The organism is Flavonifractor sp. An100 (assembly GCF_002161175.1).
In the GTDB taxonomy this organism is placed as follows: Bacteria; Bacillota; Clostridia; order Oscillospirales; family Oscillospiraceae; genus Lawsonibacter.
Genome location: NZ_NFMA01000002.1, coordinates 57,668 through 79,153 on the forward strand (window position 1 = coordinate 57,668; position 21,486 = coordinate 79,153).

28 protein-coding genes are annotated in these 21,486 nt (G+C 56.4%); 23 read left to right on the plus strand and 5 right to left on the minus strand.

Annotated elements, in window-relative coordinates; genetic code table 11:
* Position 1: 1 nt before the first annotated feature.
* Entirely contained in the window at positions 2 to 1,021 is a 1,020-nt protein-coding gene (gene spoVAD, locus B5E43_RS01565) for a stage V sporulation protein AD (protein ID WP_087393007.1), read from the minus strand.
* A 158-nt stretch (positions 1,022 to 1,179) separates the two neighbouring features.
* Here spoVAD and B5E43_RS01570 point away from each other — a divergent pair, with 158 nt between their 5' ends.
* The 6 genes from B5E43_RS01570 to recO all read left to right on the plus strand — a co-directional run bounded on the left by B5E43_RS01570 (position 1,180) and on the right by recO (position 5,888).
* Positions 1,180 to 2,808: a gamma-glutamyltransferase family protein gene (locus tag B5E43_RS01570; protein ID WP_087393008.1), complete on the plus strand. Its 1,629-nt coding sequence runs from the start codon at positions 1,180 to 1,182 to the stop codon at positions 2,806 to 2,808.
* Between the two features lie 24 nt (positions 2,809 to 2,832).
* Complete coding sequence (gene ybeY / locus B5E43_RS01575; RefSeq protein WP_087393009.1) at positions 2,833 to 3,345, plus strand: rRNA maturation RNase YbeY; 513 nt, start codon at positions 2,833 to 2,835, stop codon at positions 3,343 to 3,345.
* Between the two features lie 11 nt (positions 3,346 to 3,356).
* Positions 3,357 to 3,863 carry a hypothetical protein gene (locus B5E43_RS01580; protein WP_087393010.1) on the plus strand — a complete coding sequence of 169 codons (507 nt, stop codon included), beginning with the start codon at positions 3,357 to 3,359 and terminating at the stop codon, positions 3,861 to 3,863.
* 75 nt (positions 3,864 to 3,938) lie between these two features.
* Positions 3,939 to 4,838, plus strand: coding sequence for a GTPase Era (era, locus tag B5E43_RS01585; RefSeq protein WP_087393011.1), 900 nt, complete (start codon positions 3,939 to 3,941; stop codon positions 4,836 to 4,838).
* A gap of 60 nt (positions 4,839 to 4,898) precedes the next feature.
* Positions 4,899 to 5,054, plus strand: a complete 156-nt coding sequence (locus B5E43_RS15005) for a hypothetical protein (protein WP_158098929.1) — start codon at positions 4,899 to 4,901, stop codon at positions 5,052 to 5,054.
* 78 nt (positions 5,055 to 5,132) lie between these two features.
* Positions 5,133 to 5,888 carry a DNA repair protein RecO gene (gene recO / locus B5E43_RS01590; protein ID WP_087393012.1) on the plus strand — a complete coding sequence of 252 codons (756 nt, stop codon included), beginning with the start codon at positions 5,133 to 5,135 and terminating at the stop codon, positions 5,886 to 5,888.
* Between the two features lie 56 nt (positions 5,889 to 5,944).
* Here the strand turns inward: recO and rpmF are convergent, their stop codons facing one another.
* Together rpmF and B5E43_RS01600 are read right to left on the minus strand one after the other, a co-directional pair.
* Positions 5,945 to 6,133, minus strand: a complete 189-nt coding sequence (gene rpmF, locus B5E43_RS01595) for a 50S ribosomal protein L32 (RefSeq protein ID WP_087393013.1) — start codon at positions 6,131 to 6,133, stop codon at positions 5,945 to 5,947.
* Between the two features lie 48 nt (positions 6,134 to 6,181).
* Complete coding sequence (locus B5E43_RS01600; RefSeq protein ID WP_087393014.1) at positions 6,182 to 6,685, minus strand: DUF177 domain-containing protein; 504 nt, start codon at positions 6,683 to 6,685, stop codon at positions 6,182 to 6,184.
* Positions 6,686 to 6,851: 166 nt separating this feature from the next.
* Between B5E43_RS01600 and B5E43_RS01605 the strand changes: the two genes are divergently transcribed.
* The 11 genes from B5E43_RS01605 (at position 6,852) to B5E43_RS01655 (ending at position 16,283) form a co-directional block, all read left to right on the plus strand.
* Positions 6,852 to 7,844 carry an RluA family pseudouridine synthase gene (locus B5E43_RS01605; protein WP_087393015.1) on the plus strand — a complete coding sequence of 331 codons (993 nt, stop codon included), beginning with the start codon at positions 6,852 to 6,854 and terminating at the stop codon, positions 7,842 to 7,844.
* Positions 7,841 to 8,170: a hypothetical protein gene (locus tag B5E43_RS01610; RefSeq protein ID WP_087393016.1), complete on the plus strand. Its 330-nt coding sequence runs from the start codon at positions 7,841 to 7,843 to the stop codon at positions 8,168 to 8,170. Before B5E43_RS01605 ends, B5E43_RS01610 begins: the two co-directional genes overlap by 4 nt.
* A 112-nt stretch (positions 8,171 to 8,282) precedes the next feature.
* Positions 8,283 to 9,236, plus strand: coding sequence for a hypothetical protein (locus B5E43_RS01615; RefSeq protein ID WP_087393017.1), 954 nt, complete (start codon positions 8,283 to 8,285; stop codon positions 9,234 to 9,236).
* A gap of 22 nt (positions 9,237 to 9,258) precedes the next feature.
* A complete protein-coding gene (locus tag B5E43_RS01620) occupies positions 9,259 to 9,495 on the plus strand; it encodes a helix-turn-helix transcriptional regulator (protein WP_087393018.1) in 237 nt (78 codons plus the stop codon).
* A complete protein-coding gene (locus B5E43_RS01625; protein ID WP_087393019.1) occupies positions 9,476 to 10,492 on the plus strand; it encodes a hypothetical protein in 1,017 nt (338 codons plus the stop codon). The genes B5E43_RS01620 and B5E43_RS01625 overlap by 20 nt, the downstream gene beginning before the upstream one ends.
* A 237-nt stretch (positions 10,493 to 10,729) precedes the next feature.
* Positions 10,730 to 11,905 (plus strand): ABC transporter ATP-binding protein, encoded by a 1,176-nt coding sequence (locus B5E43_RS01630; protein ID WP_087393020.1) that lies wholly within the window; start codon positions 10,730 to 10,732, stop codon positions 11,903 to 11,905.
* Positions 11,895 to 12,845 (plus strand): ABC transporter permease, encoded by a 951-nt coding sequence (locus B5E43_RS01635; protein WP_087393021.1) that lies wholly within the window; start codon positions 11,895 to 11,897, stop codon positions 12,843 to 12,845. The genes B5E43_RS01630 and B5E43_RS01635 overlap by 11 nt, the downstream gene beginning before the upstream one ends.
* Complete coding sequence (locus B5E43_RS01640) at positions 12,842 to 13,702, plus strand: ABC transporter permease (RefSeq protein WP_087393022.1); 861 nt, start codon at positions 12,842 to 12,844, stop codon at positions 13,700 to 13,702. Before B5E43_RS01635 ends, B5E43_RS01640 begins: the two co-directional genes overlap by 4 nt.
* Before the next feature lie 87 nt (positions 13,703 to 13,789).
* Positions 13,790 to 14,908, plus strand: coding sequence for a spermidine/putrescine ABC transporter substrate-binding protein (locus tag B5E43_RS01645; RefSeq protein ID WP_242964672.1), 1,119 nt, complete (start codon positions 13,790 to 13,792; stop codon positions 14,906 to 14,908).
* Positions 14,909 to 15,127: 219 nt separating this feature from the next.
* On the plus strand, positions 15,128 to 15,892 hold the full coding sequence (locus B5E43_RS01650) for an MFS transporter (protein ID WP_158098930.1): 765 nt from the start codon (positions 15,128 to 15,130) through the stop codon (positions 15,890 to 15,892).
* A complete protein-coding gene (locus tag B5E43_RS01655) occupies positions 15,816 to 16,283 on the plus strand; it encodes an MFS transporter (RefSeq protein ID WP_343214258.1) in 468 nt (155 codons plus the stop codon). Before B5E43_RS01650 ends, B5E43_RS01655 begins: the two co-directional genes overlap by 77 nt.
* Here the strand turns inward: B5E43_RS01655 and B5E43_RS01660 are convergent, their stop codons facing one another.
* Positions 16,284 to 17,081: an AraC family transcriptional regulator gene (locus B5E43_RS01660; protein ID WP_087393026.1), complete on the minus strand. Its 798-nt coding sequence runs from the start codon at positions 17,079 to 17,081 to the stop codon at positions 16,284 to 16,286.
* A gap of 20 nt (positions 17,082 to 17,101) precedes the next feature.
* Here B5E43_RS01660 and B5E43_RS01665 point away from each other — a divergent pair, with 20 nt between their 5' ends.
* Complete coding sequence (locus B5E43_RS01665) at positions 17,102 to 17,845, plus strand: zinc-binding dehydrogenase (RefSeq protein WP_087393027.1); 744 nt, start codon at positions 17,102 to 17,104, stop codon at positions 17,843 to 17,845.
* 58 nt (positions 17,846 to 17,903) lie between these two features.
* Here the strand turns inward: B5E43_RS01665 and B5E43_RS01670 are convergent, their stop codons facing one another.
* Positions 17,904 to 18,140 carry a hypothetical protein gene (locus B5E43_RS01670; RefSeq protein ID WP_087393028.1) on the minus strand — a complete coding sequence of 79 codons (237 nt, stop codon included), beginning with the start codon at positions 18,138 to 18,140 and terminating at the stop codon, positions 17,904 to 17,906.
* Between the two features lie 67 nt (positions 18,141 to 18,207).
* Here B5E43_RS01670 and B5E43_RS15010 point away from each other — a divergent pair, with 67 nt between their 5' ends.
* From B5E43_RS15010 to B5E43_RS01690, 5 genes are all read left to right on the plus strand, one after another.
* A complete protein-coding gene (locus B5E43_RS15010) occupies positions 18,208 to 18,378 on the plus strand; it encodes a hypothetical protein (protein ID WP_158098931.1) in 171 nt (56 codons plus the stop codon).
* 97 nt (positions 18,379 to 18,475) lie between these two features.
* Positions 18,476 to 19,327, plus strand: a complete 852-nt coding sequence (locus tag B5E43_RS01675; protein WP_087393029.1) for a transketolase — start codon at positions 18,476 to 18,478, stop codon at positions 19,325 to 19,327.
* Between the two features lie 2 nt (positions 19,328 to 19,329).
* Positions 19,330 to 20,286 carry a transketolase C-terminal domain-containing protein gene (locus B5E43_RS01680; protein WP_087393030.1) on the plus strand — a complete coding sequence of 319 codons (957 nt, stop codon included), beginning with the start codon at positions 19,330 to 19,332 and terminating at the stop codon, positions 20,284 to 20,286.
* A gap of 141 nt (positions 20,287 to 20,427) precedes the next feature.
* Complete coding sequence (locus tag B5E43_RS01685) at positions 20,428 to 21,021, plus strand: MFS transporter (RefSeq protein WP_158098932.1); 594 nt, start codon at positions 20,428 to 20,430, stop codon at positions 21,019 to 21,021.
* Positions 20,993 to 21,352: a zinc-binding dehydrogenase gene (locus tag B5E43_RS01690; RefSeq protein ID WP_143382918.1), complete on the plus strand. Its 360-nt coding sequence runs from the start codon at positions 20,993 to 20,995 to the stop codon at positions 21,350 to 21,352. The genes B5E43_RS01685 and B5E43_RS01690 overlap by 29 nt, the downstream gene beginning before the upstream one ends.
* The last annotated feature ends 134 nt before the right edge of the window (positions 21,353 to 21,486 follow it).

Below are 21,486 nucleotides of genomic sequence, written 5' to 3' on the forward strand. Positions count from 1 at the left end.
GTTACCCCTCTTTCAATGTGGAGATGGCGATGGCGTGGCAGATGCCGGGGATGGACTCCCCCTGGAAGGATGCGGTGGGGGAGTGGAGGGCGCCGGTGGGACAGAAGAGAATGCGCTTCCACCTGCCCTGTTCCAGCTGGTTGATCAGGTATCCGGTGAGAACGCTGGCACAGCAGCCGCAGCCCGAGCCGCCGCAGTGGACGTCCTGCTTCTTGGGGTCAAAAATCAGCTTGCCGCAGTCCAGGTGGTTGGAGAAGGACATCCCGTCCCGGTGCAGCAGCTCCAGCAATAGCTCACTGCCCAACATGCCAAGGTCTCCAGTGATGATCTGGTCGTAGTCGCTTGGGGTGCGGCCGGTGTCGCGTAGGTGGGTGGTAATGGTGTCCCAGGCGGCGGGAGCCATGGCAGCACCCATGTTGTTGGCGTCCTTAACCCCCTTGTCCACGATTTTGCCCACGGTCACATGGGTGATATAGGGGCCGGGGCCTTTGGTGGAAAGAATGGCAGCGCCGGAGCCTGTCACCGTCCACTGGGCGGTGGGGGTGCGCTGCCCGCCATATTCCAAAGGGGTGCGGTACTGCCGTTCCGCCGAACAGAAGTGGGAGGAGGCCACCACCCCTGCCAGCGAGCCGAAGCCGCCGTCTAGCACCATGGAGGCCAGAGCCAGCCCTTCCCCCATGGTGGAGCAGGCCCCGTATAGACCAAAAAAGGGAATGTTCTGTTCCCGGGCGGCGTAGGAGGAGCCAATGCACTGGTTGAGCAGGTCCCCGGCAAAGAGCCAGTCCAGGTTGGCGGTGGCCAGCCCGGCCTTGTTCAGGGCCTGGGCCAGAGCCCGCTTCTGCATAGCCGACTCTGACTTCTCCCAGGTGGATTCCCCAAAGGTGTCGTCATCGGCGATGTAGTCGAAGGTGGAGGCCAGAGGGCCTTCTCCCTCTTTTTTTCCTACCACATTGGACCGCCCCACAAAGGAAGGCGGATTGCTCAAGGCGACCGTCTGAGCGCCCAATTTTTTGCCACTCATCTCCTGTACCTCCTACCAAAACTTTTTTGTAGTTTGGTCTGCGACGGGGAAAAATATGTTGTCTAGGTGGTAAATTTCTTTTCATTGCGGCTGGTCAAATGAAATAGTTTTTAGTATAATGAGGGGACAATAACGCCGTGAAGAAGGAGAAATTTGCCATGCCTCAATTTGATCCGGAGCAGTATGCCTATCCCTCCCACCGAAATGTGGTCTATGGCCGGCGGGCCATGGCCTGTACCTCGGTGCCGCTGGGTGCCCAGATCGGTCTGGACGTGATGAAGGCGGGGGGAAATGCCGTGGATGCGGCGGTGGCCATGGCAGGAGCCATGCCGCTGCTGGAGCCCACCGGAAACGGCCTGGGCTCAGATTGCTTTGCCCTGGTGTGGATCGAGAAGGAGAAAAAGCTCTACGGCCTCAATGCCAGTGGTACGGCGCCCATGGCGCTCAGCGCCCAAAAGGTGCGGGAGCTTGGCTTTCAGGAGATGCCCAAGTCTGGCTGGCTGCCCACCATGGTGCCCGGAGCCCCGGCGGGCTGGGCGGAACTGAACCGGCGGTTTGGAACTAAGCCTCTGTCGGAACTCTTTGCCCCGGCCATCCATTACGCCCGGGAGGGCTGCCCGGTGGCGGTGAACCTGGCCCCCCAGTGGCGGAAGGACTCCGCCCGGATCGCTGCGGCCCGGGAGAAAAATCCGGCCCCCCATGACTACTGGTGGAAGAGCTTTATGAAGCCGGACGGCACGCCCTATGGGGCAGGGGATCTGTTCTGCTGGGAGGAGTACGCCCAGACCATAGAGGAACTGGCGGAAACCAACTGCGAGAGCTATTACCGCGGCAATCTGATGGAGAAGATCGTGGCATTCAGCCGGGAGACGGGCGGCTACTTTGCCCCGGAGGATTTTCAGAATTATAAGCCCATGTGGGTGGAGCCCATCACGGCGGACTACAAGGGCTACACGGTGTGCGAAATCCCCCCCAACGGCCACGGCATTACGGTGCTGATGGCCCTGAACATTCTCAAGGGCCTGCCTTTGTCGGAGGAGAAGGAGAGCGCGGACACCTACCATAAAATCCTGGAGTCCATTAAGCTGGCCTTTGCCGACACCAAGACATATGTGGCTGATCCCCGCTACATGAAGACCCGGGTGGAGGACATGCTTTCCGAGGAGTATGCCGCCCGGCGGCGGAGCCTGATTACTGACCGGGCTCTGATGCCCCAGGCGGGAGATCCTTCCTGCGGCGGGACCATTTATCTGTGCACCGCTGACCCGGAGGGCAACATGGTCTCCTTTATCCAGAGCAACTACACCACCTTTGGGGCGGGGGTAGCCATTCCGGGCACTGGAATCTCCCTACAGAACCGGGGAGCCAATTTCTCCCTGGACGAGAACAGCGATAATTGTCTGGCCGGAGGGAAACGGTCTTACCACACCATCATCCCCGGCTTTTTGATGAAGGATGGGGAGGCGGTGGGTCCCTTCGGAGTGATGGGCGCCTTCATGCAGCCCCAGGGCCATGTGCTGGTGGTAGTGAACACCGTGGATTACCATATGAATCCCCAGCAGGCGTTGGATGCCCCCCGGATGCAGTGGGTGGGCGGCAAGCACATTCAGCTGGAGCGGGAGGTGCCCGCCCATGTGGCCCGGGAGTTGGCGGAGATGGGCCATGAGGTGGAAATCCTCAATACCAACATCAGCATGGGTCGGGGCCAGATTATCTGGCGGACGGACAACGGCCTGCTGGTGGGGGGCACCGAGCCCCGGTGTGACGGCACAGTGGCCGCCTGGTAACAGATGGGAAAGGAAGCGGACGGTATGTCTCAAGAAGAAAAGAGAAGTCCGGCCCACTGCGTTTGCGTGGACTGCGAAGAGGGATGGCCCTATGAAAAGACCCTTCAAAGGGTCATCCAGACCGCACTGGAGGCAGAGAAAGTGGACGTACCCTGTGTGGTGGAGGTGTGTATCACCGACGACGAGGGCATCCACCAGACCAATCTGGAGATGCGGGGGGTGGACCGCCCCACCGACGTGTTGTCCTTTCCTATGTTTGAGCTTCAGCCGGGGGAGAAGCCCCGGGCGGAGTGGGCTGACCCGGATTCGGACCAGGTTTGGCTGGGAGATATGATGATCTCCCTGGAGCGGGCCCAGGCCCAGGCGGAGGAGTACGGCCACAGCCTGGAACGAGAGCTTTGTTACCTGGCCGTCCACTCGGTGCTCCATCTGTTGGGGTATGACCACTTGGACGAGGGCCCCATGAAGCGGCAGATGCGCCAGCGGGAGGAGGCCATATTGGGCCAGCTGGGCATCACCCGGGATCAGGGGGAGTAGGAGGAAGGACCGTGGGAAAAATCTTTTGGGGACTTCTGTTTTTGTTTTTGGACATTCGCCTGCAGGGGGTGTTGATCACACCGGATTTTGTAGGCTATATTCTGATTTATTTTGGAGTGCGGGAGCTGCGCCAGCTGGAGACAGGAAAAGCGGTGTGTCTACTATGTTTGGCAGGGCTGGCCGTATCGGGAATCAGCTGGCTGACGGTGTGGAGTGCGTCTCAGGAGCTGTACATGGCAGTGGATCTGCTGTCTCTTGGGGTGCAGCTGTGGACAACCTATGAATTGGTGGTTATGGTGGAGGAGCTGGAGCGGCAGCGGGAGGCCATACTTGGTTCAGACTGCCTGTGCCGGCGCTGGAAGGTGATGGCGGTTGGACTGGTGTCCTCTCTCCTCCTATCCCGCCTCCATGAGTGGCTGGCTGTGGCTGCCTTGGTGGTAGGAGTGGCTGCCGCGATCGTCTATGTAACAGCGTTTTACCGCAGCAAACAGCTGTTTAAACAGGCAGAAGGTGTATAAGCTGTGTGCGGTTGGGAATAAACGGGAAATTGCTCAATTCCGAAAAATCGAGAGAAAGTTGAGGATCATAATACGATGTCAGAAATCAAACGATGTGGAATCATTACCATCTGTGGGCGGCCCAATGTGGGCAAGTCTACCCTCACCAACGCCCTGGTGGGAGAGAAGGTGGCCATCGTCACCAACAAGCCTCAGACCACCCGAAACCGGATCTGTGGCATTCGGAACCGGGGGGAGAGCCAATTTGTCTTTGTGGACACCCCGGGGCTGCATAAAGCACGCACGCGCTTGGGCGACTACATGGTCAATGTGGTCAAGGAGAGCGTGGCGGATGTGGACGGTATCATGCTGGTGGTGGAGCCCATCCCTCACATCGGAGCCCCGGAGGAACAGCTGATCGGGCGCATCAAGAGCCTGGGGTGTCCCTCCGTTCTGGTCATCAATAAAGTGGACACCTTGGAGCACAAGGAGGAGCTTCTCCAGGTGATTCAGACCTACGGCCAGGCCCATGACTTCAGCGCTGTGGTGCCTATCTCCGCCAAAACGGGTGAAGGGGTGGAGGAGCTGCTGCATGTGTTGGAGGGCTTTTTGCCGGAAGGCCCCCAGCTTTTCCCGGAGGATATGACTTCCGACCAGCCCGAACGGCAGATGATGGCAGAAATTTTGAGAGAGAAGCTGCTGCTGTGCCTGGATAAGGAAATCCCCCACGGGACAGCGGTGGAAATTACCCGCTTTGCCGAGCGGGAGGACGAGGTAGTGGAGGTGGAAGCTACCATCTACTGTGAAAAAAACAGCCACAAGGGTATTATCATCGGCAAAGGGGGCGCCATGCTGAAAAAGGTGTCCACCCTGGCCCGTCAGGATATGGAGCGGTTTATGGGCACCAAAATTTACCTGCAAACCTGGGTCAAAGTAAAAGAGAACTGGCGGGATAATCCAGCGGCCATCCAGAATTTCGGCTATAAGGGAGAATAATTTACCGGACATAGTTTCGACCAAAGATGCCAGTCTAACAGCAGAGAAGGAGGCTGGCATATGGAAGAATCGGGATTGTGGCGGCTATTTTTTGCCACGGGATTGCCCCAGGTCTATCTGGCCCTGCGTGGGCTGGAGGAGGAACGGGAACAGCTGGCCCAGCAGCCAGCCATGACCGCCTTTGGGGCGGACAGGGAACCAAAGTGCACTGTTTGAGGCCCCGGGCCGAATTTCCGCGGGATAAGCCCAGTTGGGTTTATCCCGCGTATGTTGTACATATGGGAGAGCGATTTTATGCACACCACCACAAAGGCACTGATTCTCCGGGGGGTAGATTATAAAGAGACCGACCGGATTCTCACCCTATTGACCCAGGAGCAGGGAAAGCTGACCGCTTCGGCCCGGGGCTGCCGAAAGCGGGGGAGCCCCCTGGCTGCCGGCTGTCAGCTGCTGTGCTGGTCGGAGCTGGTCCTTTACGACTACCAGGGCCGCTGGTCGGTGAAGGAGGCCTCGATCCTCCGGGAATTTCGGGGTGTGAGTGCCGATGTAGAGAAGCTGGCCCTGGCCTGCTATTTCGCAGAGGTGGCGGAGGTGCTGGCGGTGGAGGGAGAGCCCTGCGGGGAGCTGTTGTCCCTCACCTTGAACAGTCTCCACGCGCTGGACAAACTGAATAAGCCCCTGGCCCTGATCAAGGCGGCCTTTGAGCTCAAAGCCATGTGTCTGGCAGGCTATGAGCCTCTGCTGGACGGCTGTGCCGTTTGCGGGGTGGAACAGCCGGAGAACCCTGGCTTCCATATCCGGGAAGGAGTACTCCACTGTGCCCGCTGCCGGGATGAGGTGGGGGAGGGAATCTCCATGCCTTTGAGCGGGGAAGCCCTGGAGGGGGCGCGGCATATCGTCTATGGGGACCCAAAACGGCTGTTTTCCTTCCGGGCGGAGGGAGAGAGCCTGGAGCAGTTGGGAAATGTGGCGGAGGCCTATCTCCATGCCCAGGTGGAGCGGGGCTTTCACACGCTGGATTTCTATAAGCAGTTTCAGATTGGGAGATAAAGATATAAAAAAGCCCGCTGTGGAGCTCCACAGCGGGCTTTTTTGCAATCGTAAGATTACTGCTGGGCCTCGACCTGGCCAAAGGTGTGGCCGTTGTAGGTCAGGCAATTTTTGCACATCCGGTGAGGCAGCCGGAACGCCCCGCACTTGGGGCAGGTCACGATACCGGGAGTCTCCAGCTTCCAAACGGAGCTGCGCCGCTTATCGCGCCGGGCCTTGGACACTTTTCTCTTAGGAACCGCCATGGGTGACACCTCCTTCGGTTTGCGTGCCGATCAAGGCACTTCGACTACTCACTCAGTTTCTTTATCCAACAGCTGCGCAAGGACTGCCAGTCTTGGATCGACGTCAGGTTTGCACCCGCAGGGACCGTCATTGAGGTTGGCCCCGCACTTGGCACACAGCCCTTTGCAGTCGTCTGAGCAAAGATTTTTGGTATCCATCGCAAGGACAAAGGCTTCCCGCACCACCTGGTCCAAGTCCAGTTCGGTGCCGTCCAGCAAAAGAATCTCGTCGTTTTCCTCGTCCTCCAGCTCCTGAGCCACCAGACTGTTTAGCTCAACCACCTTTTCCCGGGAAAATTCTTTCCCACAGCGGTCACAGGCTAGGTCCAGTAGGGAGCGGGCCGTCCCTTCCAATACCAGAGCGCCGGCGTGGTTGGTCACGCTGCCCTCGGCCAGAACAGGGCGGGATATGGGCTTGCGCCCATAGAACTCCAGATCGGACAGATCCAGCTGCAATTGGAAGGACTTCTGTGCGTCCGGGACGTGAATGATTTCGCGTAAATCCAGGCGCATGACGTTCCTCCCCGGGGATATCCCCTATACTTGCATAATGGTACGGAGAATATTATAAAGAAAAGGGAACAGCTTGTCAAACCTTTTTTTCTCATTGACAAATATAAATTTTTGTGGTGGAATCTTCTCAGTGTCCCACATGTTGTATAAAAAGGAAGGGCGAGCCATGAAGGAATTTACGATTGGGAAAAATGATGCCGGGCAGCGCCTGGACCGCTGGCTGGCTAAGGCTCTGCCCCTGCTGCCGGCCCCCCTGGCCCAGAAGTACATCCGCCTAAAGCGTGTCAAGGTGAACGGAAAGGGCTCCAAGCGGGATATGCGGCTCAACGAAGGGGATGTGTTGCAGCTGTACATCAACGACGAGTTTTTTGATAAACCTACTCCGGAGAACGCTTTCCTCTCCCTATATCAGCCCAAGCTGAATATCCTCTACGAGGACGAACATATTCTGCTGCTGGACAAGCGGCCCGGTCTGGTGGTCCACCCGGACGAAAATGAGCGGGTGAATACTCTGCTCACCCACATCCAGGCCTATCTGTACCAGAAGAAGGAGTGGTCTCCCTACTGGGAAAACTCCTTTGCCCCTGCCCTGTGCAACCGCATTGACCGGAACACGGGAGGGATCGTCATTGCGGCCAAGACAGCGGAAGGGCTGCGGGTTATGAACCAGAAAATCAAGGACCGGGAGCTGAACAAGTATTATTTGTGCGTGGTGAAGGGGAAGCTGCAGCCGCGGGAGGGGGAGTTGAAGGGCTACCTGTTTAAGGATGAGGTAAAAAAGCAGGTCTATGTCCGCTCCCGCCCCGAGCCGGGAGCTAAGACCGCCGTCACCGTTTACAAGACCCTGGCGGTGAAAAACGGCCTGTCCCTGGTGGAATGTGACCTGATCACCGGCCGGACCCACCAGATCCGGGCCCAGTTTGCCGCCGCCGGGCACCCCCTGGTGGGGGACGGAAAGTATGGCAGCGAGCGGGAAAACAGGAGATACGGCCGCCACGGCCAGGCCCTATACTCCTATAAGCTCACCTTCTGCTTTACCACCGATGCCGGGCCACTGGAGGGGCTGAACGGCCGTACCTTTCAGGTGGAGAATGTAGACTTTGTGGAGGAGTATTTCCCCGGCTACCGTTGGAAACGGGATGAGGAGGAGCAGAAATGAGACAACGAAAGCCCTGGTATGTGTGGCTGTCTGTATTTGGCTTTTTATATGTGATGTTTCGTCTGCAGCGGCTGCTGATTCAGGAGGATGAGTCCTGGCGGGAGGGGATGAGGCAGTGTGGTTCCTTCTGGCTGCGTTGTCTCTACCTCTTTGCGGGACAGGTACTGCTGCCGGCCGCTCTGCTCATGGGGGTGTGGCAGCAGATAGGCTGGCCCACAACCCAAACCAGAGACCTGGGCTTGGCAGTGGTCTGGCTGCTGGTTTACCTGGCCGGGGTCATTGCGGCCTGGCGGATGGAGAGCTGGCGGCTGGAAATTGAGGAGTAATAAGACGCGGCCCTTGCCGCGTCTTATTTTTGCCTAAAAATTATTGACAAACAATAATTTAGCTGATACACTGACCTTGGAATTATTGAATTACGATAATTTGGAGGGCGCTATGAGACGAAAGGAATTGGTATTGGTAGCGCTGTGCGCGGTGTTGGGCGGTCTGCTGGCGGTAGTGGGCCAGGGGATAGACGGAGGAACGCAGATGGACCGCTGGTCAGCTCCTATGCTGGCGTTGGGACAGGGCCTGCGGACTCTGGCTCTGGCGGGAGGCTGGGGCAGCGCGGCGGTCTGGGCGGTGACAGCGGTTGTGTGCCTGCTGCCGCTGGGGGTGTTGATCTTCTGGCGGCGGAAACGGAGCGCTTGGCATCTGGAAGATGCGCTGGCTGGCCTGGCGGTTCCGGTACTGTTTAGTCTGCTGTACTATGGGATCAATCCCACCCTACTGCCTGGACCGATGGGTCAGATCTACCCGGTGGCAGCGGTGGGTTGCCTGCTGTCCATGCTGGTGGCGGCCCTGGTGCTGAAGCTGCTGCGGGGCATGGAGGAGTGTCCCTGGGAACGGCTGGCGGGAGCGTGTCGGCCGCTTTTGGTGGGAGGAGCCGCTTTTGTGGCCTTCTCCGGAGTGTACAGCTACCTGGCAGACGCGCTGGCCCAAGGCCAAGAGGTGATGGAGCAAAATACAGCTGACCCGGAGGGAGCCTGGTTCACCGCGGCGGTGCTGGTGGTACTGGCCCTGCTGGAGTTGACCCCCTATCTCATGGGGGCCATGGCCCTGCTGTGGGGGGCGGAGCTGTCCCGTGTTATGGGGGAGGGCTTTGTGGAAGAGACGGTGGTTTTGAGTGAGCGCACCGCGTTGGGGTGTAAGTTCATGGTGCAGGCGTCAGTCCTGATGCTCCTGATCTCCAACCTGACCCAGTTGGCTCTGCTGGGACAGTTGCGGAGCACTCATTTTTCCGTGTACATCCCTCTGTTTCCTCTGCTGCTGGCCGCAGGGCTGTTTTTGTTGTGCCGCCTGGTGCGGCGGGGCCGGGAGCTGCAGGTGGACAGCGACTCCATTATATAATAAGGAAAAGGGGGGAGGAGCGGTGGCCATTCAGGTCCATCTCAGCCAGGTGCTGAAGGAGCGGGGGATGACCTCGAAAGAGCTGTGCGCCAAGGTGGGGATCACCGAGGCCAATCTCTCCATCCTCCGCTCCGGCAAGGCCAGCGGCGTGCGCTTTCATACCATCAACCGAATTTGCTACTACTTAAACTGTGACGTGGGGGATATCCTCCACTTCGACGGAAGACTGGAGGACAGCCATGAAGAAGGAGAAGCGTAACCGGGAAATCTGGGTGCTGACAGGCCTGCTGGTTGTGGTGGGGCTGTTTTGGGCCCTGGATCTCACAGGCGGACGTCTGGTCCGGCCGGAGCGGCAGGGCCAGGAGGACCGTTGGGTGGGCTTCCATGTGGTTTATGAGCCCATGCCCCCCTCCATGGATGAAGTGGAGGCCAACCCGGAGGCCTATCCGGAGGAGGACCGCACCCACTGGGTGGAGTACGGAACCCAGGACCTGGCTGTGGAGGGCTTTGGAACGCTGGCCATCCCCCGGGAGATTCTGATTGGAGAGTATCGGGAGGCGACGGGGGAGTATACCTTCCCCGGCCTAGAGGGGTATAATGCCTTTCTGGCGCTCCGGACCATGGAAGACGGCAGCCAGGTGTGGGGCGGCAGCTACAATCTGGCTGACGCCCGCGTGAAGGTAGGAGGGACGGAGCAGTCTCTCAGCGGTACCATCTATTGCGGTCCCCCGGTAGGTGCCGGGGAGGACTGGGCGGAGAGGGTGCCGGATTACGTCTGGAGGGCCTACAATGTGTTCCAGATGGCAGACGGCACCATCTACCTGGACGGTTCGGGGAACAGCTATGGCGGTGCGATAGGAGGGATGAGCTTTTCCTCCAACGCAACGGAGACCACTACGGTCAACGGCGAGAGCGAGACCACCTCATTAACGGTGGAGGTGAAGGTGGAGAATGTGGCCCGGTTAAAGTCTGTGGCGGTAAAGGTGTTTGATGAGGCCGACCAGGTTATGCAGCAACAGGAGTTTATCCCGGAGGAGGCGGAGGACGCCCATGTGTCCGTGCCGGCGGAGTGCGCCTGGATGCTGGTGGAGGAGCAGTATGAGGACGGTACAGCCAAGCGCACCGTATACAGTCCAAATGACTGGGAATACCAGGAGGAAATTGCCCACACTCTGGTGCTGTTGGACCAGCGCGGGATGGGACAGACCATTTCTCTATTCCTGGCTTTGGAGGGAAAAGCAGCCAATATAATGTAAGAAATGGAAGGCCCCGGGGCAAAATTGTCCCGGGGCTTTGGCATGGTGGAGAATCTTGTAAAAAACAGTGAAAATTTCAGGGAAACCAATTGACAATTGGGGGATGAACGGATATAGTGTATCTCGCTATCCGTGAAAGCCCGGCCCCCCGGACGTCTTTGTATGCCGACGCCGACCCGGGCGAATAAATCGAGGGAGCTGACAAGACAGCAATAAAAAGAAATGGGGGGAGGACATATGTCCAAGGAGTTGATTCGCCTGGCGGACTGTACCATGGCGTTCGACGACGAGGTCGTACTCGACAAGATCAATCTGTATATCAATGATAAGGAATTCCTCACACTGCTCGGACCCAGTGGATGCGGCAAGACCACGACCCTTCGGATTATCGGTGGTTTTCAGACGCCCACCTCTGGGGACGTCTATTTCGACGGTGTGAGGATTAATGCTGTTCCGCCCCATAAGCGGGCCATCAACACTGTGTTCCAGAAATACGCTCTGTTTCCCCACTTAAATGTGTATGAAAACATCGCCTTTGGTCTGCGGATTCCCAAGATAGATGAGAAGGGGAAAAAGATCAAGCTGTCGGAGCAGGAGATCGACCAGCGGGTGATGGAGATGCTCCAGGTGGTAAACCTGAAGGGCTTTGAAAAGCGGCGGGTCACCTCTTTGTCCGGCGGACAGCAGCAGCGGGTGGCCATTGCCCGGGCTCTGGTGAACCGCCCCAAGGTTCTGCTGCTGGACGAGCCCTTGGGCGCGCTGGATTTGAAGCTGCGTAAGGACATGCAAAACGAACTCAAGCGCATCCAGCAGGCCATGGGGATCACCTTCATCTACGTGACCCACGACCAGGAGGAAGCCCTGGCTATGTCGGACACCGTGGTGGTCATGGACTCTGGACGCATTCAGCAGATCGGCACTCCGGAGGACATCTACAACGAGCCGAAAAACGCCTTTGTGGCCGACTTCATCGGCGAGTCCAACATCATCGACGGTATCATGCGGGAGGATGGCGTGGTGGAGATCTTCAACCGCCGCTTCCAGTGCTTGGACAAGGGCTTTGCCAAGGATGAGCCGGTGGATGTGGTCATCCGGCCGGAAGACGTGGACATTGTCCCGGAGGATCAGGGCCAGTTGAAGGGCACGGTCACCAACGTGACCTTCAAAGGAATGCAGTACGATATTATCGTAGATTTTTATGGCTTTAAGTGGCTCATTCAGACCACCGATCTGTCCCCGGTGGGCAGCCACATCGGCATAAAAATTGATCCCGATGGATTCCATGTTATGAAAAAGAGTGAGTACTCCGGGATGTTTGGCGACTATTCCTCTTACTCGGAGGAGTATGAGGAGATCAGCGACGTGGATTACGAGCCCGAGGAGGAAGGGAAGGAGGGCGGAAATGAGGAATAAGCTCTCCTGGTTTGCCGTCCCCTATGTGGTTTGGATGGCTCTATTTACCGTGGCCCCGGTGGTGATGGTAGTTATCTACGCCTTTACCACCAGCACCGGCGGCTTTACTCTGGACAATTTTGCACGTATGGGAGATTTTGCGGTGGTGTTTGCCCGCTCGTTCCAAATGGCACTCATTGCCACCCTGATCTGTCTGCTCATCGGCTACCCCCTCTCCTATTTCATGGCGAAAGAGGGGCCCTCCTTTCAAAAGGTGGCCACGGTGCTCATTATGCTGCCCATGTGGATGAACTTCCTGCTGCGCACCTACGCATGGGTGTCTATTTTGGAGAATAACGGCCTGTTGAACCGGCTGTTTGCGGCGATCGGTATCATCGATTTGGGCAACCTTATAAATGGTGGCCTCAACAGCCTGTGTGCCTGGCTCAACAGCGGCGTGTTGGACTGGCTGAACGGGATGCTGGGAACAGAGTTTGTGCTGAACACCGCCCGGGCTACCGACATGACCTACTTCCGCATGCTCTATACCCAGGGGGCGGTGGTGTTGGGCATGGTCTATAACTATCTGCCCTTCATGGTCCTGCCCATCTACTCGGTGATTGTGAAGCTGGACAACTCCCTGTTGGAGGCGGCCCGAGATTTGGGCGCCAGTTCTTCCCGGGTGTTCCGAAAGGTGATCTTTCCCCTGTCTCTGCCCGGAGTGCTCTCCGGGGTGACCATGGTATTTGTCCCCTCGGTGTCCACCTTCGCCATCTCAAAAATGCTGGGTGGCGGAACGAAGCTGCTGTTGGGTGACCTCATTGAGCTACAGTTCTTGGGTGGAGCTTATAACCCCTACCTGGGCAGCGCCATCTCGCTGGTGATGATGGTCATTGTGGTTGTGTGTATGTATGTGATGAATCGCTTCGGTGAGGGCGAGGAACAGGCGGTGATGCTATGAATCTGGGAAGCCGCCCCGGCGTGCTGGGCCGGGTATTTACCGCCCTGGTGTTCCTCTTTCTGTATCTACCCATTTTCCTGCTCATCATTTTCTCCTTCAATGCGGGGAGCAGCAGTGCAGTGTGGCAGGGTTTTTCCCTGCGCTGGTATGAGGAGCTGTTTCAAGACCGGCTGATTATAAACGGCGTGTATACCACTCTGGTGGTCTCACTCTTGGCCACCGCCATTGCCACTGTGGCTGGTACCTTTGCTGCCATCGGGTTTTATAACATGCGCCGGCGCTGGCGGGAGCCCCTTCTGGTGGTAAACAACATTCCCATGATCAACGCCGACATCGTCACCGGCGTGTCCCTGTGCCTGTTCTTTGTGGCCTCCTTTGGGGCCTGGAACGGGTTTGTCACCTGGATGGAGAATACCTACCGCCTTACCGCCCCACGGCTGGAGCTGGGGTTTGTTACCCTGCTCATTGCCCACGTCAGCTTTAATATCCCCTATGTGGTACTGGCTATCATGCCCAAGCTGCGCCAGATGGATAAAAACCTTATTGATGCGGCTCAGGACCTGGGCTGCACCTGGATGCAGGCCTTCTGGAAAGTGGTAGTGCCTGAGATTAAGCCGGGCATCGTCAACGGAATGCTGATCGCCTTTACCATGAGTGTGGACGACTTTGTCATCTCCTATTTTACGGCCGGACCCAAGACCTCTACCTTGGCCATGGTCATCTACTCCATGACCAAAAAGAGAGTCAATCCCAAGATCAATGCGGTGTCCACCCTCCTGTTTGGGGCGGTACTCCTGCTGCTGATCATCGTCAACGTCCGCCAGGTCCGCCAGGAGAAAGCGGCCAAGCGAAAGTGAGTTTGCAGATCAAATTGTACCCACCGCCTGTAGGCGTGGAGATAAGAAAACACATTGAGATATGGGAGGAATGTTCCTTTGAAGAAGATGATTGCCTTGGCCCTGGCTTGTGCTCTGTCGGCCACTTTGCTGGCGGGCTGCGCTATGGACGATCCCCAGAGTTCGGGAGCCAGCGAAAGCACCAGCGGCGTTGGTTCCGGCAAGCGGGAGGTCAATATCTGTAGCTGGGGCGAGTATATCGACACCAGTCTCATTGCCCAGTTTGAGGAGGAGACCGGCATCAAGGTCAACTACCAGACCACCGACAGCAACGAGACCCTATATAACCTGCTGGAGACCACCGGCTGGAGCGGCTTTGATGTGGTTGTCCCCTCGGACTACATGATTTCCCAGCTCATCGAAGAGGGCCGTCTGGCCGAGCTCAACTATGACAACATTCCCAACTTCGCGAAAATCGACGACCGGTTCAAGAATCTATCCTATGACCCGGAGAACAAGTACACCGTCCCCTACACCTGGGGCACCCTGGGTATCATCTATAACACCCAGCGGGTCACCGAGCCGGTGACCTGGGACCTGATGTTTGACCCCGACCACGCCGGGGATGTGCTGATGATCCGCAACTCCCGGGACGCCTTCGGCATCGCGCTGATGAGCCTGGGCTATTCGGTAAACACCACCAACGAGGAGGAAATCCGCCAGGCCTATGAGCGGGTGGCTCAGGCCAACAAGGATGGGGTCTACCAGGCCTTTGTCATGGATGAGGTGTTCCAGCTCATGGAGAGCGGCAGCGCCGCTGCCTCCACCTACTACGCCGGAGATTACCTGTCCATGCTGGAGGCCAACCCGGATCTGGCCTATGCGGTTCCCGAGAGCGGTTCCAACTGGTTTGTGGACGCCATGTGTGTGTTGAAGGATGCCAAGAACAAGGATGAGGCGGAGGAGTGGATTAACTTCCTGTGCTCCACCGAAGCCTCTCTGGCCAACATGGACTATATCTGGTATGCCTCTCCCAACAAGGAGGCTCTGGAGAAATATCCCGAATATTATGAGGAGACCTATGGCGAGCCGCTGGACGAGGAGCTCTATGAGATCATGGCGGCTCCCCAGGGGGTGCTGGACCGGTGTGAGGCCTACCTAGTTCTCCCTGCTGAGACCCGTACGCTGTACAATGATCTTTGGACTCAACTGGGGGTAGCGGGCTAAACGCCTCGCCCAACAAACGAAAATTAGAAACCGCCTGCTGCAATTTGCGGCAGGCGGTTTTTGTCTATAAAAAATAACACCTCCCAAATCAGCCCTTTGAGGGCGGCGAGGGAGACTATTATCTGGGGTAAAAAACGGCTAAGAATAGGGAAAATGTGTCAGAATTACCCTGGGAGATAGGGGGGATTTTGTTAAACTAACCAAAAAGGGGGCCTAATGATGGGAACGTGGAGGATTAAACTGGCAGTTGGAGCACTTTCTGCACTGACCATGGGTGCTCTTGCGGTGGCTTCTGGGGTGGCCGATCTGGCGGAGGCCTTTCCCCAGGTGCCGGTCACGTTGGTTCAGATGCTGATTACCGCCCCCATTTTGGTTCAGACGCCAGTGACATTGTTTGGCAGCTTGTTTTGCCGATGGGCCTCGAAGAAGCAACTGCTTCTTTTGGCCTGCATCTTTTTTGTGATAGGTGGTCTGACGCCCTTTTTTGTCCATTCCTTCCCAGTTATTCTGGCAATGCGGTGCTTGTATGGGGCAGGCGTGGGTCTGGTTATCCCATTGACGGCCAGCCTGACCGCAGAATATTTCCAGGGGGAGGAACGGGCAGCCGTCATGGGGCTCAACTCCGCGGTAGGTATGCTGGGTGGAGCCTTCTACACCTATGTGGGCGGACAGCTGTCTGTAGTAGGGTGGCAATATTGTTTCCTGGCCTATTTAATCGGCCTACCGGTGTTTGTCCTTACCCTGCTCTTCTTGCCCTCAGGGGGAAAAGCCCCCCGTTCAATTTCCCAGCAACGGGAAAAGGCGGGGAGGCTTCCGGGAAGTGTGTTTGTGGTAGCTGTCACCTCGCTGGTTTATGCTTTACTTTGCTTATACCAACCATATCTCTCTCTTTGTAGCAAATACTGGCATGGGAACGGCTGCACAGTCAGGCCTTTCCTACTCCATTGTCAATATCTGTGGATTTTTCGGTGGCCTATTGTTTGAGGTACTGAGCAAATGGGGCAAGGAGTGGATGCTGGGAATCAGCGTGGCAGTGACCACAGGAGGATTTTTCCTGATCGGAATATCAGAGAATCTGCCCATGCTGTATTTTGGCAGTGTGTGGATTGGCGTGGGCTTGTCCTGGTTTTTGCCTCAGACCCAGTTGATGATTGGAGGAGCGGTGTCCAGAGAGCAGAGCACCTATGCATACGGAGTGAACGGAGCTATTTCTAACGCGGGACAGTTCTTATCCGCCCTGATTTTAGGGGAGCTGGCAGTGGGAATGGGGATCTCAGACGAGAGGGGCATGATCTTGATGGCCAGTTGGGGTTATGTATTGCTCACGATATTCTGTATTGGGCTTACCCTACTGTGGAACAGGCGGCGCAGATAATTATTTATGTTGGTGGAGGGAACGGTATTTGGCAGGAGACATTCCCTCCTGTTCATGGAAGAGTTTGCTGAGTACCTTTCCGGAGGGAAGTCCCACCCTTGCGGCAATCCGCTCAATGGACTCATTACTGGAAATCAAGTGCTGCTTGGCATATTCCATGCGGATGATGCTGACGGTACGGGCAAAGGAACTGCCAAAGAGCTCTTGAAACAGCCGGTTGAGGTGGCGTGGAGTCACGTTGAGTGCCTTGGCGACCATATCAATATTTAAATCCTCGGTGTAGTTGGCATGGATGTATTTGGTGGCGGTCAGGGCGATATTTTTATATCCCAGAGGGGTCCGAATCTGGGAGGAAGCAGGTGCAACCTCCCGCAGGAGATTAGAAAACAGTTCACAATATAAAGCGGAGGTCTGACACAGCCAGCCCAGTTGATGATTTAAAGGCTCGTGGTGAATGCGGTGCAGGAGAGGACGCTGAGACTGATGGCAGTGTCCGCGTCGGTATTTCTCCTTGTCTATGTGGGCCATAGCCTCCATAATCTCCCCATATTCCAGCTCTGCCTCCAAGGGAGCGGGGCCATTTTTCACCACAATGTCAAAAATAATGGTGAAATAGGTGGCTGGTTGGTCCGGGGTATAGATAATTCGGTGGAGGCGGTTTTTCCCCAAAATCACAAAGTCCTGAGGTCCCAGTGTCTCTATCTTTCCCTCACATTCAAATTGGAAGGTTCCCTCCACGCCGTAAAAAATCTCATACAGGGCGTGGCGGTGTAAAAAGACGGGAATGGATTGGTTCATCAGCTCTGTATAAGGGAGTTATGCCGGATGGTACCCAGCGGCATAGATGGAAGGGAGAAAAGCTGGGGGCATTTTTTCCCCAGTCCTCCTTTGCCACTCGAGCCGTGGTCAAGGCGCGCAATGCGGTAAAAATTAACCCGGCGATCGATTTGGGGTTAGCTGCTCCTTTTGGGTGCGGGGTGCAGACAGGAGCAGGTATTGTATTAAACAGCCTACGTCCGGAATTTGGCACATCGATTGGCGTATTCGGCTGTGGAACCGTGGGGATGAGCGCCATTATGGCAGCCCGGATTGCGGGATGCCGCAACATCGTCGCGGTGGGAGGCAATGCGCGCAGCTTGGAGTTGGCCCTGGAGCTGGGGGCGACCCATGCGGTCAACCGCCGGGAGACGGCAGATCTGATCCAGACGCTACGGGACATTACTGGCTGCGGGCTGGATTATGCGGTGGACACCAGTGGGGTGACCGGTATGATCGAAGTGGCACTGGATAGTCTAAATTACATGGGCACACTAGTTATGGCAGGAGCAGGCTCGACGCTGATGCTAGGCAATAATCTGGGGGCCAAAACCGTAAAGGGGGTTAGCGAAGGAAACTCTATTCCTAAGGACTTCATTCCTAAGCTGTTAGGCTATTATCAAGCGGGCAGGTTCCCGGTGGATCGGCTGATTGAGTATTTTGATTTTGAGGACATCAACGCAGCCTTTGCTGCCTCCCACCATGGAAGGGTGATCAAAGCGGTACTGCGTATGCCGGAAAAATAACAGGAAAACAGGGAGGACCGTCAGGTCCTCCCTGTTTTGTTCCAAAGGACAAAATGTGTCAGCGGAACCGGTTGATTGCCTGACAGACCTGACTTCGGTTAGACAAATTTTTTAACACAACACTGGAGTGGGCGTCGCCCCCGTCTAAGAAAACAACCCGCCCCTGGATGATCTGCTGCAGTTTACGGTGAGGCAGATCAAAGGACTTACCGGCAGCCATGCCAAAGGTGCGTCGGTCGGTAACCAGAACACAGGAGTTTTGCGTGGAGTAAAGAGCCTGGGCGGCATATCCCAATGACTTTGAACTTCCCTTCAACATCTCCCGCTACTGCTATTTCAATGAGATCACGGTGACTGGCGTCATGGTAGCGCCCTATGCCTATCCCAGAGCGGTACAGCTGTTGCCCCACTTGAACCTAAAGCCGCTGACTCAGAAGGTCTTTGAGCTGGATGACGGTGTGGAGGCATTTGCAGCCCAGCTGACCGGAAAGTACCCCAAGATTTTGATTCGCTGCAATCCTGACATTGAGTAAAGCATTTTGTCCCGTGTGAATGGGACTTGAAACAAACAAGCGGCCGACCCATCTTTGACAAGAGGGGCGGCCAAATGAAAAAGGAGGCACAACTTAGATGGCAGACAAGCAAGAGGTACAGCGCCTGACCGATTTGGCCTATGAGATGCGCAAAAAGCTCATTAACCTGTGCGGCGTGTATGAGGGATCGGTACACATCGGCGGCGATCTGTCCATGACCGATCTGCTGATCGGCCTGTTCCACCACGGCATGAACGTGGACCCCAACAACATCGCTAACCCCAAGCGGGACCGTTTTATCCTCAGTAAGGGCCACGGGGCGGTGTGTATGTACATCGCCATGGCCATGCGGGGCTTCTTCGACTATGATGAGATCGTCCGTACATATGGTAAGCTGGACAGCGCCTACGGCATGCACCCCTGTAAGGTGCAGCTACCCGGCGTAGAGTGCTCCTCCGGTTCCCTGGGTCAGGGCCTGGCCATGGCGGTTGGCATGGCCATTTCCGCCAAGGTCCACAAGGAGAGCCATCGGGTGTTCTGTATGCTGGGCGACGGCGAGACCTGTGAGGGCTCGGTTTGGGAGGCAGCCATGTCTGCCAGCTCCTATAAGCTGGGCAACCTGGTCGCTGTCATTGACCGCAACAAGCAGATGATGTGCAGCTATACCGAGGAACTGATGAATATGGAGCCCTATGCCGACAAGTGGAAGGCATTTGGCTGGAACGTGGTGGAAATTGACGGCCACGATATGAACGCCATTGTGGACGTCCTGGATAATCTGCCCCCCACGTCCTCCATGAGGCCCACCGCTATCGTTGCCCATACCACCAAGGGCAAGGGCGTGGACTTTATGGAGAAGGTAATCGGCTGGCATGCCGGCAGCCTCAACCAGGAGGACTTCCAGCAGGCGCTGAAGGATCTGGCAAAGAATTACGGTAAGGAGGCATAACGATGGCTGGTTCGTTTAACTTTGGGGAATGGATCTCCGCCCGCAGTGTGATCGGAGATACCCTGCATGAGATCGGCGCGACCAATGAGAAGCTGTTTGTGTGTACGCCTGATGTGGGCATGAATCTGAAGCAATTCCGTCAGTCCTATCCGGAGCGGTACATTGACGTTGGCATCGCGGAGCAGAACTGTGTGGGCGTGGCCGCCGGTCTGGCCCTGGCGGGCAATATCCCGGTGATCATGGGCATGCTGCCCTTCCTGTCCATGCGGGCCTGCGAGCAGGTACGCACCGAGGTGTGCTATCAGAACCTTCCGGTTCGGATTATTGGTACTGGCGGCGGCCTGACCTCCGGCGGCGGTTCCACCCACAACGCCATGGAGGACATCGCCATTGTCAAGTCCATGGTCAATATGACTGTAATCTCCATCTGTGACCCCAACATGATCCGCGATATTCTCCATCTGTCCATGGACTATCCCGGCCCCATGTACATCCGCCTGGCCCAAGGCAAGAAGGACCGGCAGCTGTATGAGCCCGGAACGATCAAGTTCTCCATCGGCGGCAGCGTCACTGCCCGGGACGGCAAGGATGTCACCATTATCGCCCATGGCGAGATGGTGGGCGAGGCCCTAGATGCAGCGGAAGAGCTGGCCAAAGAGGGAATTGACGTTCGAGTGATCGACATGTACACCATCAAGCCTTTCGACGAAGCGGCCGTTCGGAAGGCGGTGGAGGAAACTGGCAACCTGGTGGTCTGGGAGGATCACCTGATGAGCGGCGGTTTGGCCAGTTCCCTGTCTGATTTCTTCGTGGATAACAAAATTCAGCCCAAGTCCTTTAAGCGCTTCGGCATTCCTCAGGTATATGCGGGCTTCGGTAGCGGCGAGGAGCTGCGGAAGAAGTACGGATATCACCAGGATGATGTGATGGCTTACATCCGCAATCTGATGGGCAAGTAAAAAAGCTAGTTTCATCCTTCCTGTCGTACCTGCCGCGGGCGCCGGCTGTCTCCGGCGCCCGCAGAGGTGCTAAGGATATTGATTTAAAGGAGCGAATGATCATACCCTAAATTTAATTTTGAGATGGAAAGGGGATTTTCGATGAGCACCAAACCCGTTACGGTGGATGAGTATACAAAACTGAATGTTCCCCGTAAAATTGGCTATGCCTGCGGCGACTTTGCCTGTAATATGAGCTGGTCTCTGGTCAGTTCTTACCTGGTCCTCTTCCTGACAGATATCGCCCTGATCAATGCAGCTACGGTAAGCTTGCTGATTTTTATTTCAAAGTTCTGGGATGCTATTAACGACCCGGTGGTAGGCTCTCTGGCGGACCACACTAAGAGCAAATGGGGCCGGTATCGTCCCTGGGTCATGTTCTCCTTTGCCCCCATGCTGATCTTTAACGTACTGACCTTTACCACTAATCCGGAGTGGTCGGAGACGGCCCGTACCTGGTGGGGACTAGGCATGTACTTCATTCTGGTGCTGCTGTACACCATGGTTAACGTGACTTACTCTGCTATGCCTGCGACTATGACCCGTGACACCGAAACCCGCAGCTCCCTGTCCAGCTACCGGATGACCGGTGCCTTCCTGGCCATGACTGTGCTGAGCTTTGCCACGTTGCGTATTGTGGAAGCCACTGGCGGTGGTGCGGCTGGCTATGGAAATTACCGACGGGTTAGGCTTTGACTATGTGTTTGAGATGTCCGGATCGCCCAAGGCGGCCGAGACTCCCTTGAAGATTCTGGCCCGGTGCGGCAACGCGGTGTACTTCGCGGTGTTCCCGCCCAAGTTTGAGATGCCCTTGAACCTCCATGAGCTGTACATGAAGGAAGGCCGGATCCAGACGGTCTTTACCAATACGGCCATTATGCCCCGTGCCATTCGCCAGATCAAGCGGATGCAGACCGATAAGATCATTGGGAAGATCATGCCGCTAAGCCAGGCGGTGGAGAGCTTTGAGGTGTTTAAGACCTCCAAGTATCCCAAGATCCTGCTGGACTGCAACAAGCCAGAATAAGCATTCTCTCGACGCACCTGCTTAGCAGGTGCGTCAATTTTTTGCCAGGATTCATATATTATTCATAAAAAGTTTGCTCTTTGGTGAAAAATGCCTGGAAAGATTGTGGTAAAGTATAAGCGGATCGAGGATCT

Excerpts from the sequence above, each read along its gene's own strand:
- B5E43_RS01685 (WP_158098932.1), top strand. The coding sequence starts at position 20,428 with ATGAGCACCAAACCCGTTACGGTGGATGAGTATACAAAACTGAATGTT.
- B5E43_RS01630 (WP_087393020.1), top strand. The coding sequence starts at position 10,730 with ATGTCCAAGGAGTTGATTCGCCTGGCGGACTGTACCATGGCGTTCGAC.
- B5E43_RS01625 (WP_087393019.1), top strand. The coding sequence starts at position 9,476 with ATGAAGAAGGAGAAGCGTAACCGGGAAATCTGGGTGCTGACAGGCCTG.
- ybeY (WP_087393009.1), top strand. The coding sequence starts at position 2,833 with ATGTCTCAAGAAGAAAAGAGAAGTCCGGCCCACTGCGTTTGCGTGGAC.
- B5E43_RS01650 (WP_158098930.1), top strand. The coding sequence starts at position 15,128 with ATGGGAACGTGGAGGATTAAACTGGCAGTTGGAGCACTTTCTGCACTG.
- B5E43_RS01675 (WP_087393029.1), top strand. The coding sequence starts at position 18,476 with ATGGCAGACAAGCAAGAGGTACAGCGCCTGACCGATTTGGCCTATGAG.
- B5E43_RS01635 (WP_087393021.1), top strand. The coding sequence starts at position 11,895 with ATGAGGAATAAGCTCTCCTGGTTTGCCGTCCCCTATGTGGTTTGGATG.
- B5E43_RS01605 (WP_087393015.1), top strand. The coding sequence starts at position 6,852 with ATGAAGGAATTTACGATTGGGAAAAATGATGCCGGGCAGCGCCTGGAC.
- B5E43_RS01660 (WP_087393026.1), bottom strand. The coding sequence starts at position 17,081 with ATGAACCAATCCATTCCCGTCTTTTTACACCGCCACGCCCTGTATGAG.
- spoVAD (WP_087393007.1), bottom strand. The coding sequence starts at position 1,021 with ATGAGTGGCAAAAAATTGGGCGCTCAGACGGTCGCCTTGAGCAATCCG.
- B5E43_RS15010 (WP_158098931.1), top strand. The coding sequence starts at position 18,208 with ATGGTAGCGCCCTATGCCTATCCCAGAGCGGTACAGCTGTTGCCCCAC.
- B5E43_RS01690 (WP_143382918.1), top strand. The coding sequence starts at position 20,993 with ATGGAAATTACCGACGGGTTAGGCTTTGACTATGTGTTTGAGATGTCC.
- era (WP_087393011.1), top strand. The coding sequence starts at position 3,939 with ATGTCAGAAATCAAACGATGTGGAATCATTACCATCTGTGGGCGGCCC.
- B5E43_RS01665 (WP_087393027.1), top strand. The coding sequence starts at position 17,102 with ATGCCGGATGGTACCCAGCGGCATAGATGGAAGGGAGAAAAGCTGGGG.
- B5E43_RS01570 (WP_087393008.1), top strand. The coding sequence starts at position 1,180 with ATGCCTCAATTTGATCCGGAGCAGTATGCCTATCCCTCCCACCGAAAT.
- rpmF (WP_087393013.1), bottom strand. The coding sequence starts at position 6,133 with ATGGCGGTTCCTAAGAGAAAAGTGTCCAAGGCCCGGCGCGATAAGCGG.
- B5E43_RS01680 (WP_087393030.1), top strand. The coding sequence starts at position 19,330 with ATGGCTGGTTCGTTTAACTTTGGGGAATGGATCTCCGCCCGCAGTGTG.
- B5E43_RS01655 (WP_343214258.1), top strand. The coding sequence starts at position 15,816 with ATGGGAACGGCTGCACAGTCAGGCCTTTCCTACTCCATTGTCAATATC.
- B5E43_RS15005 (WP_158098929.1), top strand. The coding sequence starts at position 4,899 with ATGGAAGAATCGGGATTGTGGCGGCTATTTTTTGCCACGGGATTGCCC.
- B5E43_RS01610 (WP_087393016.1), top strand. The coding sequence starts at position 7,841 with ATGAGACAACGAAAGCCCTGGTATGTGTGGCTGTCTGTATTTGGCTTT.
- B5E43_RS01640 (WP_087393022.1), top strand. The coding sequence starts at position 12,842 with ATGAATCTGGGAAGCCGCCCCGGCGTGCTGGGCCGGGTATTTACCGCC.
- B5E43_RS01645 (WP_242964672.1), top strand. The coding sequence starts at position 13,790 with ATGATTGCCTTGGCCCTGGCTTGTGCTCTGTCGGCCACTTTGCTGGCG.
- B5E43_RS01615 (WP_087393017.1), top strand. The coding sequence starts at position 8,283 with ATGAGACGAAAGGAATTGGTATTGGTAGCGCTGTGCGCGGTGTTGGGC.
- B5E43_RS01600 (WP_087393014.1), bottom strand. The coding sequence starts at position 6,685 with ATGCGCCTGGATTTACGCGAAATCATTCACGTCCCGGACGCACAGAAG.
- recO (WP_087393012.1), top strand. The coding sequence starts at position 5,133 with ATGCACACCACCACAAAGGCACTGATTCTCCGGGGGGTAGATTATAAA.